General features: G+C 60.2%; 14 protein-coding genes. 4 read left to right on the forward strand and 10 right to left on the reverse strand.

Going from position 1 to position 13,075, the window contains the following annotated elements:
- Positions 1 to 32 precede the first annotated feature (32 nt).
- Positions 33 to 1,028, forward strand: a complete 996-nt coding sequence (locus AAE029_RS12275) for an SIS domain-containing protein (RefSeq protein ID WP_371073120.1) — start codon at positions 33 to 35, stop codon at positions 1,026 to 1,028.
- A 456-nt stretch (positions 1,029 to 1,484) separates the two neighbouring features.
- On the opposite strand, the gene AAE029_RS12280 is transcribed toward AAE029_RS12275, so the two are convergent.
- Together AAE029_RS12280 and AAE029_RS12285 are read right to left on the reverse strand one after the other, a co-directional pair.
- The gene (locus tag AAE029_RS12280) at positions 1,485 to 1,940 is read right to left on the reverse strand and encodes an NfeD family protein (protein WP_371073121.1); all 456 of its coding nucleotides are present in this window, start codon (positions 1,938 to 1,940) and stop codon (positions 1,485 to 1,487) included.
- 3 nt (positions 1,941 to 1,943) lie between these two features.
- Positions 1,944 to 2,957: an SPFH domain-containing protein gene (locus AAE029_RS12285; protein ID WP_371073122.1), complete on the reverse strand. Its 1,014-nt coding sequence runs from the start codon at positions 2,955 to 2,957 to the stop codon at positions 1,944 to 1,946.
- Between the two features lie 243 nt (positions 2,958 to 3,200).
- On the opposite strand from AAE029_RS12285, the gene queC reads away from it, so the two are divergent.
- The 3 genes from queC to queE are packed head-to-tail and all read left to right on the forward strand — an operon-like array spanning position 3,201 to position 5,001.
- On the forward strand, positions 3,201 to 3,911 hold the full coding sequence (gene queC / locus AAE029_RS12290) for a 7-cyano-7-deazaguanine synthase QueC (RefSeq protein ID WP_371073123.1): 711 nt from the start codon (positions 3,201 to 3,203) through the stop codon (positions 3,909 to 3,911).
- Positions 3,911 to 4,267, forward strand: coding sequence for a 6-carboxytetrahydropterin synthase QueD (queD, locus tag AAE029_RS12295; RefSeq protein ID WP_371073124.1), 357 nt, complete (start codon positions 3,911 to 3,913; stop codon positions 4,265 to 4,267). The genes queC and queD overlap by 1 nt, the downstream gene beginning before the upstream one ends.
- Complete coding sequence (gene queE, locus AAE029_RS12300) at positions 4,264 to 5,001, forward strand: 7-carboxy-7-deazaguanine synthase QueE (RefSeq protein ID WP_371073125.1); 738 nt, start codon at positions 4,264 to 4,266, stop codon at positions 4,999 to 5,001. Before queD ends, queE begins: the two co-directional genes overlap by 4 nt.
- Before the next feature lie 2 nt (positions 5,002 to 5,003).
- On the opposite strand, the gene AAE029_RS12305 is transcribed toward queE, so the two are convergent.
- The 8 genes from AAE029_RS12305 to AAE029_RS12340 all read right to left on the reverse strand — a co-directional run bounded on the left by AAE029_RS12305 (position 5,004) and on the right by AAE029_RS12340 (position 13,074).
- Entirely contained in the window at positions 5,004 to 5,498 is a 495-nt protein-coding gene (locus AAE029_RS12305; RefSeq protein ID WP_371073175.1) for an N-acetyltransferase family protein, read from the reverse strand.
- A 135-nt stretch (positions 5,499 to 5,633) separates the two neighbouring features.
- Positions 5,634 to 6,668 carry a ferrochelatase gene (hemH, locus tag AAE029_RS12310; protein ID WP_371073126.1) on the reverse strand — a complete coding sequence of 345 codons (1,035 nt, stop codon included), beginning with the start codon at positions 6,666 to 6,668 and terminating at the stop codon, positions 5,634 to 5,636.
- Positions 6,669 to 6,795: 127 nt separating this feature from the next.
- Positions 6,796 to 8,805 carry a 5'-nucleotidase C-terminal domain-containing protein gene (locus AAE029_RS12315; protein ID WP_371073127.1) on the reverse strand — a complete coding sequence of 670 codons (2,010 nt, stop codon included), beginning with the start codon at positions 8,803 to 8,805 and terminating at the stop codon, positions 6,796 to 6,798.
- A 497-nt stretch (positions 8,806 to 9,302) separates the two neighbouring features.
- Positions 9,303 to 9,671, reverse strand: coding sequence for an outer membrane lipoprotein Omp10 (gene omp10, locus AAE029_RS12320; protein ID WP_371073128.1), 369 nt, complete (start codon positions 9,669 to 9,671; stop codon positions 9,303 to 9,305).
- Between the two features lie 185 nt (positions 9,672 to 9,856).
- A complete protein-coding gene (locus AAE029_RS12325; protein ID WP_371073129.1) occupies positions 9,857 to 11,302 on the reverse strand; it encodes a homospermidine synthase in 1,446 nt (481 codons plus the stop codon).
- Positions 11,303 to 11,438: 136 nt separating this feature from the next.
- Positions 11,439 to 12,341, reverse strand: a complete 903-nt coding sequence (locus tag AAE029_RS12330; protein WP_371073130.1) for a DUF3445 domain-containing protein — start codon at positions 12,339 to 12,341, stop codon at positions 11,439 to 11,441.
- A gap of 8 nt (positions 12,342 to 12,349) precedes the next feature.
- Entirely contained in the window at positions 12,350 to 12,718 is a 369-nt protein-coding gene (locus AAE029_RS12335) for a DUF4440 domain-containing protein (protein ID WP_371073131.1), read from the reverse strand.
- A 71-nt stretch (positions 12,719 to 12,789) separates the two neighbouring features.
- Entirely contained in the window at positions 12,790 to 13,074 is a 285-nt protein-coding gene (locus AAE029_RS12340; RefSeq protein WP_371073132.1) for a YciI family protein, read from the reverse strand.
- Position 13,075: the final 1 nt, after the last annotated feature.

Raw genomic sequence — 13,075 nt, forward strand, 5'->3', positions numbered from 1 at the left:
ACTTAAGTCGCGAAACGCGATAACCCTCGGGCATGATTAAGAGAGCGCTGAAATTGATTGAAGTCGACGTGGTCGGGTCGGCCATGCGTACCATCGAAACGGAAAAGAGGGGTCTGGAGGCGCTCGAACTGGCGCTTGCAAACGGCCTTGCGGAACCCTTTAGACAAGCCGTCGAACTCATAGGCGGTATCGCCGGCCGTGTCATCGTGACCGGCGTCGGCAAGAGCGGCCATATCGGCACGAAGATGGCGGCCACCTTCGCCTCGACCGGCACGCCCGCCTTCTTCGTTCACGCCGCCGAGGCCAATCACGGCGATCTCGGCATGATCGCCAAGGACGACGCGGTGATCGCGCTCTCCAAAGGCGGCGAAAGTGCGGAGCTTCGCAGTATCATTTCCTATACGCGCCGCTTCTCTATTCCGCTGATCGCCATGACCGCGAACGCGCAATCGTCGCTTGCCCGCGAGGCCGACATCGTCCTCCTCATGCCCGACGAACAGGAGGCCTGCCCGCACGGATTGGCGCCGACCACCTCGGCACTGATGCAGCTTGCGATGGGCGATGCTCTTGCCCTCGCGCTGTTGGAAGCGCGTGGCTTTACCGTCAGCGATTTCCATGTCTTCCATCCGGGCGGCAAACTAGGCGCGAGCCTGATGCATGTGACCGATATCATGCACAAGGGCGACAGCGTCCCCCTGGTTCCGCTTGGAACGTCCATGACCGATGCCGTGCGGATGCTGTCGCAAAAGCGCTTCGGCTGTGTCGGCATTATCGATGACGACGGCTGCCTTTGCGGGATCATCACCGACGGCGATATCGCCCGTAATCTCGCCCGCAACCTTGCGGAGCTGACCGTCGACGACATCATGACGCGCAATCCGCGAACCGTTCAGAGCACGACGCTGACCACGAGCGCGATGGCCCTTCTGAACCAGCACAATATCTCGGCCCTGCTTGTCATAGACGAGGATCGGCGGCCGATCGGCGTCGTCCATTTCCACGATCTTCTGCGTATCGGCGTGGCTTAAAGCTGCATGTGGCAATTGTTTGGCTGGAAAGCCTCCCGAACGTCCCTCTTCCCTGGCTCGTCACAGGGATCCAGCCGCCGTGCGTCCGCACGGCGAAAAGACTCCTTCATACCGATTGCCTGAAGCCCAATCCTCCGCCACTCATGCAACCGTGAAGGGTTTACATCTATATGCTTCGAAACGGAGCGGCACGCTCTATACCGGCGTAACACGCAATCTTCCCGGCCGGGATTGTGAAGAAGAGAGTCATTCGCGCCGTGGACACGGCGCGGCTGGATCCCTGTGACAAGCACAGGGAAGAGGGGAGGTTGGGGGAGCGTCAACGCCAGACAACAAGCCCCGAGACCCGTTGCTTTGCGCGTTCGTTTGAGTGCTTGGCTCTCTAACCTTTTATTCCACGCAATTCCGAACGGAAAACCGCTGCGCACTTTTCCTGGAATTGCTCTAATAGGCCTCTCAGGCCGGCTCGACCGAAAGGATCCCGCTTTTGCCGGTGACGACCTTGACGCGCGTTCCTGCCGGCAGGTCCGGTCCCATGACCGGCCAATAGGTGTCGTCGAGGCGGATTCGACCGCGGCCCTCCCGGATCGGTTCCTGCAGTGTCGAGGTACGGCCGACGAGGCTTTCGGTGCGCTGATTGAGGAACGGCTCGTCGGTTTCGGCGTGGCTCATGGTGAAGCGTCGCCCAAGCAGCGTCACGGCGATTGCGAGTAGCGCGAAGATGAGAAGCTGCACCTCCCAGACCCAGAAACTGCTTGCCCAGAGCAGCAGCGAGAGGATGCCGACGACAAGGGCGGCAAGTCCGATCCAGACGAGGAAGAAGCCGGGCACGATCATCTCGGCGGCCAGCAGCACAAATCCCAGGACCCACCAACTCCAGGGTCCGAGCTCGATGATCAGACGTTCGAGCATCGCTTAGCTCTCGCGATCGGCGTTTAAGGGATTGACCGCCGGCGTCGAGCGAGGCGCCGGCCGCGGACGGGGGCCGGGCGACTGGCCGTTGCCGCTGTTGTCGCCGAAGACTTCGCGCGCGATCGCGCCGATGCCGCCGAGCGAGCCGAGAATGGAGGAGGCTTCCATCGGCATCAGCACCACTTTGGCGTTGGAGGCCGAGCCGATCGAAGCCAGCGCCTCGGTATATTTCTGGGCGACGAAATAGTTGATGGCCTGGACATCGCCCGAGGCGATCGCTTCGGACACCATACGGGTCGCCTTGGCTTCGGCTTCTGCCAGGCGCTCGCGCGCTTCGGCATCGCGGAACGCCGCCTCGCGCTGGCCTTCTGCCTGCAGGATTGCCGATTGCTTGGCGCCTTCGGCTCGCAGGATCTGCGCATTGCGGGCACCTTCAGCTTCCAGGACCTGAGCGCGCTTTTCGCGTTCCGCCTTCATCTGTCGGGCCATGGCGTCGACCAGATCCTTGGGCGGCTGGATATCCTTGATCTCGATGCGGGTGACCTTGATGCCCCAGGGATGAACGGCGTCGTCCACGACACGCAGCAGGCGGTCGTTGATGGCATCGCGGTTGGACAGCAGCTCGTCGAGATCCATCGAGCCCATGACCGAGCGGATGTTGGTCATGGTGAGGTTGAGGATCGCATTCTCGAGATTGGAGACCTGATAGGCGGCCTGGGCGGCATTCAGGATCTGATAGAAGGCTACCGCGTCGGCCGAGACCGAGGCGTTGTCCTTTGTGATGACCTCCTGCGTCGGCACGTCTAGCACCTGCTCCATCATATTCATGCGGGCGCCGATACGCTCGATGAAGGGAACGATGAGGTTGAGCCCGGGCTCCAGCGTACGGGTGTAACGGCCGAAGCGCTCGATTGTATAGCGGTAACCCTGCGGTATGGTCTTGACCCCGGCGAAGAGCACGAGGATGACGAAAATAACCAGTATGAACACGACAATATCAAAACCGCCCAACGGCATAAAAATTCGCTCCCTTAAAACGTGCAATTTCGCCTCACCTTAGCCAAGACGCGGCAAGAAGCCAGAGGATTTGCCAGAGGATTTGAAGGAAGCACGACAACGTTATCGGCAAGGCCGATCGAAGCGCTTCAGAACAAAGCGACAAGGGGCAAGATTTTTATTCACAACAGGCAATCTTTGGCCTAGATAGCGCGCATTAAGCATCCGGTCGCAGCCTACCCGGTCAAAACAAGGACACCTATCATGAAGACGATCGTTATCTGCTCCGGCGGATTGGATTCGGTTTCGCTCGCCCATAAGGTCGCAGCCGAGCACGAGCTTCTCGGACTTCTGTCGTTCGATTACGGACAGCGCCACAGGAAGGAACTCGATTTCGCCGCCGCCTGCGCAAAGCGTCTCGGCGTACCGCACCAGATCATCGACATCCGTGAGATCGGCCGTCACTTGAGCGGCTCGGCACTGACTGACAACGTCGATGTGCCTGAGGGGCACTATGCAGAGGAAACAATGAAGGCGACGGTGGTTCCGAACCGCAACGCCATCATGCTTGCCATTGCCTTCGGCCTTGCCGCCGCGCAAAAGGCCGATGCGGTCGCGACCGCCGTCCATGGCGGCGACCATTTCATCTATCCCGACTGTCGACCTGGCTTCATCGATGCCTTCCAGGTCATGCAGAACCACGCGCTGGCGGGATATGCTGACGTCACCCTCTACGCCCCCTACGTCAATGTCTCCAAGGCCGACATCGTCAGAGACGGAGCGAAGAACAACACGCCCTTTGCCGAGACATGGTCCTGCTACAAGGGTGGGGCTCGTCATTGCGGGCGCTGCGGAACCTGCGTCGAGCGGCGCGAGGCCTTTCATCTCGCCGGCATCAAGGACCCGACGGATTACGAGGATTCGGATTTCTGGAGAACCGCGACCAGCGGCTTTGTCGCGCAGGAGGTCAGGTAATGTACCGTATCACCAAGGAATTCCACTTTTCGGCCTCGCATCAATTGACGAGCCTGCCGCCCGGGCATCAATGCTCGCGGCTGCACGGGCATAACTACATCGTCGAGGTCGAGCTTTCCGCGCGGGAGCTGAATGAACATGGTTTCGTGCGCGATTACGAGGAGCTCAGCGCCCTCAAGCGCTACATCGACGACAGCTTCGATCATCGCCATCTGAACGAGGTGCTGGGCCACGACCGCGTAACGGCAGAATGTCTGGCGAAGCATTTCTACGATTGGTGCAGTGTCCGGTTTCCCGAGACCTCAGCCGTGCGCGTCAGCGAAACGGCGAAGACATGGGCGGAATACCGGCCATGAGCGGCGCGCGCCCGGCCGAGATCCGCGTCAGCGAGATCTTCGGACCCACAATCCAGGGCGAGGGCGTCCTGATCGGCTTGCCGACCGTTTTCGTGCGCAGCGGCGGCTGTGATTACCGCTGCTCTTGGTGTGACAGCCTGCACGCGGTCGACAGCCGCTTCCGCGACGAATGGTGCGCAATGTCCACCGAGCAGGTCTTTGCCGAGATCATCCGGCTCTCGGGCGGAAAGCCCGTGATGGTGTCACTCTCAGGCGGCAATCCGGCGATCCAGCCCTTTGGCGAGCTGATCGAGCGAGGCCATGCGGAGGGCTATCGCTTCGCGCTCGAGACGCAAGGGTCGATCGCGAGGGAGTGGTTCGCCGATCTCGACGTGCTGGTTCTAAGCCCAAAGCCGCCCTCAAGCGCAATGGAGACGGATTGGGCCGCTTTCGACGCCTGTCTGAGAATGTCTGACGGCAGGCCGCAGACCGTGCTGAAGATCGTCGTCTTCGACGAGGCCGACTATGCCTATGCTAAAGCGGCATCGGCGCGCTATCCGCAGCTGCCGGTCTATTTGCAGCCGGGAAATCATACGCCGCCGTCGCCTGACGAGGAGGACTCCTACATCGATCTCGACGGGGTGATGGAGCGGATGCTCTGGCTGGTCGACAGGGTGACTGAGGACCGATGGTTCGAGGCCCGCGTCCTGCCGCAGCTCCATGTCATGCTCTGGGGCAACAAGCGGGGAGTCTAGGATCAACCTCGCTTGGCGCCTACTCTAAAGCGCTTCTTGATTCTATCGACGGGTGTTCCATCCAAAAGTGGAACCTGAACCAGTCTGTCATAGGGCTCAAAGCCCATCTTCGCGTAATAGGCAAGACCACTGACGTTGTCGGCACGAATGGTCGCATTGATAAATTCGAGCCCGAGTTTTTCCGCTGCGGCCAGCGTGGCGGGAAAAAGAGCGCTGCCCACGCCTCGTGTCTTTGGGTGCATGCGGGCAAAGGTCGCGATGTCGGCGAGTCCCTTGGGCAGATCGCCGTATGAGCTCAGGGATTGAAAGCCGACAAGCAACTGATTGTGCTCGGCAACATGACAAGCAAGAGCAAACTCCCCATCAATGAACCAATCGGCGAATTCGGTAGCCGAAAGTGGCGTCTCGATCGCGGTTGTCCCACCGACCCGGATGATCTCGTTCAGGAGAGTACACAGCTCCTCTGCGTCGGTGGATACAGCCCTTCGGATATGCATGTCTTCAGTGACCTTGTCTTGAACTGTCAATACACCGGCGACTTCAGTAGGCTGCATGATCAAACCGGGCTTTAGTTTGTTGTTTTTATGCATGTCGTTGCCGCAAAACCGCTGCACACTTTTGCGCGACATGCATTAGACCCAGCCCATCAGTTCCCGTCGCGCGGCCTTTTCCAGGACATTCATACCGTCTTCGCCGTCGTTGAGACAGGGGATATGCGTGAATTTCTCGCCGCCATTGTGGAGGAACGAGTGAGCGGCCTGCTCGGCGATCTCCTCCAGCGTCTCGAGGCAGTCGGAGACGAAGCCGGGGTTGATGACGGCGATGCGCTTGACGCCGTCCTGTGCCAGCTTCTCCACCGTCTTGTCGGTATAGGGCTGCAGCCATTCCTCCGGCCCGAAGCGGGACTGGAAGGTGATCATGAATTTGTCTTCGGGCAATCCCAGTCTTTCGCGCAGCAGGCGCCCGGTCTTCTGGCACTGGTCGTAATAGGGATCGCCCTGCTCGGAATAGGATAACGGGATGCCATGGAAGGAGGCAAGCAGCATGTCCGGCTGCCAGTCGAGCGTCGAAAGATGCTTCGTAACCGACTTGGCAAGCGCTTCGATATAGGTCGGATCGTCATGGTAGTCGGGCACTGTGCGCAGGGCCGGTTGCCAGCGCATGGCCATCAGCTTCTCGAAGGCCTTGTCATTAACGGTTGCCGTCGTCGCGGCAGCATATTGCGGATAGAGCGGGAAGAGCAGGATCCGGTCGCAGCCTTGGTCCTTCAGCGCCTGGATGCGCGAGGCGATCGATGGCTGGCCATAGCGCATCGCCCAATCGACCTTCACGCTCGGCAGGTCCTTCAGTCGCTCTGCCATCAGGTTGGACTGATTGCGGGTATAGGTGCGCAGGAAGCTCTCGTTCTTTTCCTTGTTCCAGATTACCTCATAGGCCTTTCCCACTTTTTGGGGGCGCGTATTCAGCACGATGCCGAAGAGGATCGGGTACCATTTCCATCGCGACCATTCGATGACGCGCCGGTCGGTCAGGAATTCGCGCAGATAGCGTCGCATCGACTGGTAGTCAGTGCCATCGGGCGTGCCGAGATTGACGAGAAGGACGCCGACCTTGCCGGTCTTGACGGAAGGATGGTCCGCCGGCCTGGCGGAATTATCTGTGGTCATCGAATGCCCCAACGCTCTCAAATGTCCGCACATCCCTTGTCTGGTTATGCGGATCTATCCATCGGTATAAAAACAAAAGCCGGCCCGGGGAAGCCCGGACCGGTCATCTAAAGCGGATAAATTGTCTCTACTTTGCGGGGATCTGCAGTTCGCGGCCGACCCTCAGGTGCCGCGGATTCGGGCTGCCGTTAGCCTCGGCGATCTTTCTCCAAAGCGTGGCGTCGCCATAGAATTGCTTGGCGAGAGCCCAGAAGGTGTCGCCGGCGGCCACTACGTGGGTCGCGGGTGTTGTGGGGGTCGAAGGTGCTGCGGGGGCCGCAGGTGTTGCGGGGGCAGGAGCGGGTTCAGGGCTTGGCGCCGGTTGGGCCTGTGACGGCGCTGGCGCAGGGGCAGCCGGAGGTGTCGCTTCCGGCGCGGCAGGTGCCGGAGAGGGCTGGGCCTGCGGTGTTGCGGGAGCAGGTGCGGCAGGCTCGGACGGTTGCGGCGCTGCGGGCGCAGGTGCCTGTGCCGTCTGCATCGGTGCCGCACCGGCGGCAGCGACCTCCGTCACACGGCCGTCGGTATAGGGTTTGTAGGGATTGTGGGCGGTCAGATAGTCCGCGGTCACATCCGCGAGATCCGGGCCATAGTCATAGGCGTTCTTGCCGGCGGTTGAAAAGATGCTGTAGCCGTCGCCGCCAGCACGCATGTAGTTGTTGGTAACGACGCCGTAGGTCTTGGCGGGATCGAGCGGGACGAAGCTGTCACCCTCCTTGACCTCGACGGAAACGACCCGGCTGCCTGCCGGTTTGGACTTATCGAAACTATATTTGAGGCCAGCCACCTGCGGGAAACGGCCGGCGCCCTGCTCGATCTGGCTCAGACCGTTTTCGATAGCCTTGATGATATCGGTCCCGTCAAGCTGGAAGGTCGCAAGCGTGTTCTGAAACGGCAAGACCGTCAGAACCTCGCCCATGGAAACATCGCCGCCATCGATCGAGGCGCGCAGGCCGCCGCCATTCTGGATGGCGACGGTGACGCCCTGGTTCTTGGCGCGGTCGAGCATGGCATCGGCGACCAGATTGCCCATCGTGCACTCACGGGCGCGGCATTCCTCGCGCGCGCCCTCGATCGGCGCCTCGGTGGAGCCGATCACCTTCTGGCGCAATTCGTCGATAGGCTTGGCCATCTCCTGGATCCGGGCGGCGATGGCGGGATCGGGCTGGACCGAGGCGTCGAGCAGGATCGGATCCCCCTTCGCCTCCTTGACGACGCCATTGTCGTCGAAGGTTACCATGAGATCCCCGAGATATTTCCCATAGGAGGCGGCCTGCACGACCGGCACCTTGTAGCCGCCGGGATTGTCGACCATCGTCGGATAGGGGCCGGCTGCCTTTGGATCGGTATTCGACAGAAGCGTATGCGAATGGCCGCCGACGACCACGTCGACATCGGGGATCTTGGCGATCGCGTCGATGTCGCGCGGATAGCCGACATGGGTGAGCGCGATGATCTTGTTGACGCCCTCGCCCTTCAGGCGCTGCGCCTCGGCAGTGACCGTCGCGACGTCATCGTTGAACTTGACATGCGGGCCGGGTGAGGCGAGTTCCGGCGTCTCTGTCGTGACAGCCCCGATGATGCCGATCTTCTCTCCGCCGACATCGAGAACGACGGAAGGCTTGATGTGATCGCCGAGTTTCGATTGGTCATCGACCTGCAGGTTGGCGGCGACGACCGGAAACTGGACCTTGTCGAGGAAGGGGGCAAGCGCCTCTTCGCCATCGTCGAACTCATGGTTGCCGACGGTCATTGCGTCGAACTTGATATCGTTCAGGAATTCGAGCTCGGCTGCGCCCTTGTAGGTCGTATAGAACAGCGAGCCCTGGAAGTTGTCGCCGGCGTCGAGGAGGATGGTGTTCTGGCCCTTAAGCGCGTCGCGGCGTTGATCGATCGCAGTCTTCAGCCGAGCGGCGCCGCCGAAGCACTCCTTCTTGCCTTCCTCTTCCGCCGAGCAGGTGGAATCGAAGCGATTGATCGATTCATCGCGCGAGTGAAAATCATTGATGTGCAAAATGTTGAGCTGGTAGTCGGCGAATGCCGCACCCGTGCTGAGTGCCAGAGCCGAAACGGTCAAAAGACCGAATCCAAAGTGCCTCATTCTCTCTCTCCTATTCTGCCCGGTTTGCGGCAAAGGCCGGCTACCGTCCTGGACCCCTCGGAAGCTGCGCCAATTGTCTCGCTCTTGGCGCGGCAACCAGTGCATAAGCTGTCACAATCGGCCAGGTTTCCAAGGGGGTGGCGACAAAAAAGCCCCCGCATTCGCGGCTCATTTCGGACCGATGGGGATCGGGAAGATGCGGAGCTATGCGTTAAGGGCTGCCATAACTCATCCACATGACTTTGCCTGCTGAATTAGATTGTTTGCATATAAGAGTTAAGTAACTGTTTACGTAAAATCCGGGGGTCCTCCGGAGCAGGTTTTCCGTCGTTGACTCGACAGAAACAACAGTGCAACGGGCCGGCTGGGCTTCAGGCTGCAGCGAGAATTCCAGCTCGAAATCGGCGGCTGGCTCGTCGCCAGTCTGACAGAATCGCTAAGCCGGACCTGATGGTCAGGTGGTGGGCCGTCTCAGATTTTTCCGATGAGGTTTAGCCTCAGCTGCGGCGCCTCAGCGAGAATTGCGAGCCGGCATCGGAGGTGCAGTTCAGCTGGCTTGGATTGACAAGCGCGCAATTGACCTTGGACTGCGTGTTGCGCACGAGCGAGGTCATGTTGATCTCGACAAGCGTCGGGGAGACGTTGACATAGGTGCCGGAGGCAAGAAGCTGGTTGCTGTCGGTCGTACGCGTGGTGAAGGTGCCGGCCTGGAACGTCGAGACGATGCCGTTTGGATCAGCCCAGGAGCCTTCCACTGTATTTGCGGGCGCGCGGGTGGCTAACGGCATCGGGCGCTGCGCTTGTGGCATACAGGACGCCGCCATGACGGCAGCGGCGGCAAGGGCGAGGCTGGTTTTGATCTTCATACTGTTCTCCGCGACTCGGGATCCGTATCTACCCGCAATGTTTGCGGGAAACATGGCGCGCAGATTCCACGAAAGCAAGGCTTCGGGATATTGCGCGCGGAATTATCCCGGATGCGTAACAAAAATGCCCGCCTTTCGGGGCGGGCATTTTTCAATCCGTAGTTCTTAAGATACGGTCCTGCGCCTTAGCGGACGAGGATGTTCTTGAACTGCCACGGATCCTTGGTATCGATCTCCTCGGGGAAGAGGCCGGGACGGCCGGCGAGCGGCGTCCAGTCGGTATAGTGGCCTTCGACCGGTCCGAGATAGGGAAGCTGCACGTCGAGGCAGCGCTTGTAGTCCATCTCGTCGGCCTCGACGATGCCGGCGTTCGGGTTTTCCAGCGCCCAGACCATGCCGGCGAGCACGGCCGAGGTCACCTGCAGACCAGTCGCGTTCTGATAGGGTGCCAGGCGACGGGTCTCCTCCAGCGACAGGCGCGAGCCGAACCAGTAGGCGTTCTTTTCGTGGCCGTAGAGCAGGACGCCGAGTTCATCGATGCCGTCCTCGAGCTCGTCCTCGTCAAGGACATGGTGGACCGGCTGTGACGTGCCGCCGTTGCCGAACATCTCATGCAGCGAGAGGACGGCGTCGTTGGCAGGGTGATAGGCATAGTGGCAGGTCGGACGGTAGACGGCTTGGCCATCCTTGTCGTGAACCGTGAAGTAGTCGGCGATCGAGATCGACTCGTTATGGGTGACGAGGAAGCCGTATTGCGCGCCGGGCGTCGGGCACCAGGTGCGCACGCGGGTATTGGCACCGGGCTGCTCCAGATAGATGGCCGCCTTGTTGCCCTTCTTGTGCTTCTTGCCGTTCTTCGGCATCCAGTTCTCGTGGGTGCCCCAGCCGAGCTCCGAGGGCTGCAGGCCTTCCGAGACGAAGCCTTCGACCGACCAGGTGTTCCAAAAGACGTTCAGCGGCTTCGGATGCTTGGTGCGCTGGGTGTCGCGCTCGGCGATGTGGATGCCCTTGACGCCGACCTTCTTCATCAGCTTGGCCCAGCCTTCACGGTCGTCCGGAGCCGGCTCCTCAAATCTCAGGCCGATTTCGCGAGCGAGGTTGACGAGGCCCTGCTTGACGAACCAGGACACCATGCCGGGATTGGCGCCGCAGCAGGAGACCGCGGTCGTGCCGCCGGGATTCTTGGTCTTTTCCTTGCGGACGGTTTCGCGCAGCGCGTAGTTGGTGCGCGCAGCGTTGTCCATGTCCTTGTCGAAATAGAAACCGAGCCAGGGCTCAACGACCGTGTCGATATAGAGAACGTTGAGCTTGCGGCAGAACTTCATGATGTCGAGCGAGGAGGTGTCAACCGAAAGGTTGACACAGAAGCCCTGTCCGTCGCCGTCCGTCAGCAGCGGCTTCAGCAACTCCTTGTAGTTGTCGCGGGTGACATGCGCCTGGATATGCTTGACGCCGTGTTTGGCAAGGATGTGCGCATCGTCACTGCGGGGATCGATGACGACCATGCGGTTCTTGTCGAATTTGAAGTGGCGCTCGATCAGGGGCAGGGTGCCGCGGCCGATGGAGCCAAAGCCGATCATGACGATCGGACCGGTAATTTCGGCATATACCGGATGGTTCTGTTCCGTCATTCTTTTCTCCTGTTGAGGGAACGAAGGCGCAATGCCTGAGGAATTCAAATGAATGGATGCAAAAATGCAAAGTGACCGGCTCTAATCATAAAATCCCGTCACAATAAAGAGGCGTTGAACCCGAAGTCGGCAAATATCATGCCGGAGAGGCTGTCATCGCCAGCTCGCGAAGCAGAAAAACCAGCCTGTCCCGTTGGCTGTGCAAATTCTTATAGCCAAGTTGATCGTCGGTCAGCGCCCCGATCTGATCGGCGAATGCGACGGCAAGGCGCGATGCTTCGGGATGGTGCTTGAGGGCGGCGATGGGGTCGACATAAACCCTGATGGTGAAGACGATGTCGCCGGAAACCGGCAGCTTGCGCAGCGTCTGTCGCTCGACCCGGACGAAGCGTTCGGACAGGGAGAAGGAGGATGGGGCTTCCGGCAGGCTGTGCTTCGATACGGGCAGGAAAAGATCGTCCGTCCGGTTGATCGACCAGTTGAGGCGCTCCACCGGTTGTGTCACCTGCAGATTGTCGAAGATGCGGGTGATGAGCGTTGCGTTTCGCGTTCCTTCGCTGAAGCCTGGAACATCGGCGTGGATCGCCTGCAGCGGCCGCGCGAATTTTTCCCTTAGAGACCATGACGAGGGAAAGGCGACATGGCCGGCGACGAGATGCCAGCCGGCCTCCTTGCGGCGCATCAGGACGAGGTCGTCGGCAATCAGCGATCCGGCTTTGAGAAGCGGCGGCGTCGGATCGGAGAGATCGACCAGATGGTCCAACACATCGATCATGTTGCCGCGGCGTTGATAGATATCCGAATGCTGGTTGCAAAGGTGATCGACCAGCAGCTCCAGACATTCCTGCTGTGCGGCGTCCGTATCGCTTCCTGCGACGAATATTTCCTCGCGATGCCCGGCGAGCAGGTGCTGCTTCTCGGTCAGATAGCGCCCGAGTTCCTCGTCCGGCTCGATCCAACGCGACGGATCGAGCGGCATCAGGCCGATGGTGAAGGGTTTGGCGGAGCCGTCATAGGGCGTGTAGGTCGGAAGCGTCATGCCCGGTTTCATCGCATGGAAGTGCCCTGATGAAACACCATTCGCCACCGGTTGTCATCCTCGAGCCGCCAGATGGAGCTTCTGAGCGACCTGACGACCGTGCCATCCGGCAGGTTCAGTTCTGACTGATAGGTGACGAGCGTGATCCCGCTGCCAAGGATCCGTGTCTCGAAATTACTGATGTCTCGTGAGAGATCGTCGGGCTGCTCGGCGAGCAGCGCTTCGACGACCTCATCGAAATCATAGAGCTTGCCGGATCTGCCGATCTCGCGAAAATCGGGGGACAGCAGGCCTTCCAATGCCGGGCGTGAACCACGCACGGATGGTTGGAACAATCGCTCCTCGAGGTCCTTCAAATGCGCATGAAGATCATCCATGATTCGCTGATCTTTCTAAGAGGTTGAGCGCGATGCGGGTGGAAGACCGCATACACCTTTCCTGAAATGCGCTAGCGCTTCAAAATTTCCATTCCCTCGGACGTCGTGGTCACGGCGACTTCGGTGATCTCGTATTGGGCCACCCCGTGGATGGTGAAGGGATCGGCAACGACATAGGCTTCGATCTCGGCTCGGTCGCCGACGGCTAGGATGACGCCACCGGTGCGCGGCACCTTGCGGCCGGAGGCGAGGAACCAACCCTTGGCATAGCCGTCCTTCAGCCAAGCCATATGCGGCTCCATGTGGCGGTCGGCTTCTTCATTGCCCTTCAGATAAGTCAGCGAGAGGATGAGCATT

This window comes from Sinorhizobium sp. CB7, assembly GCF_041357635.1.
Classification (GTDB): Bacteria; Pseudomonadota; Alphaproteobacteria; order Rhizobiales; family Rhizobiaceae; genus Rhizobium.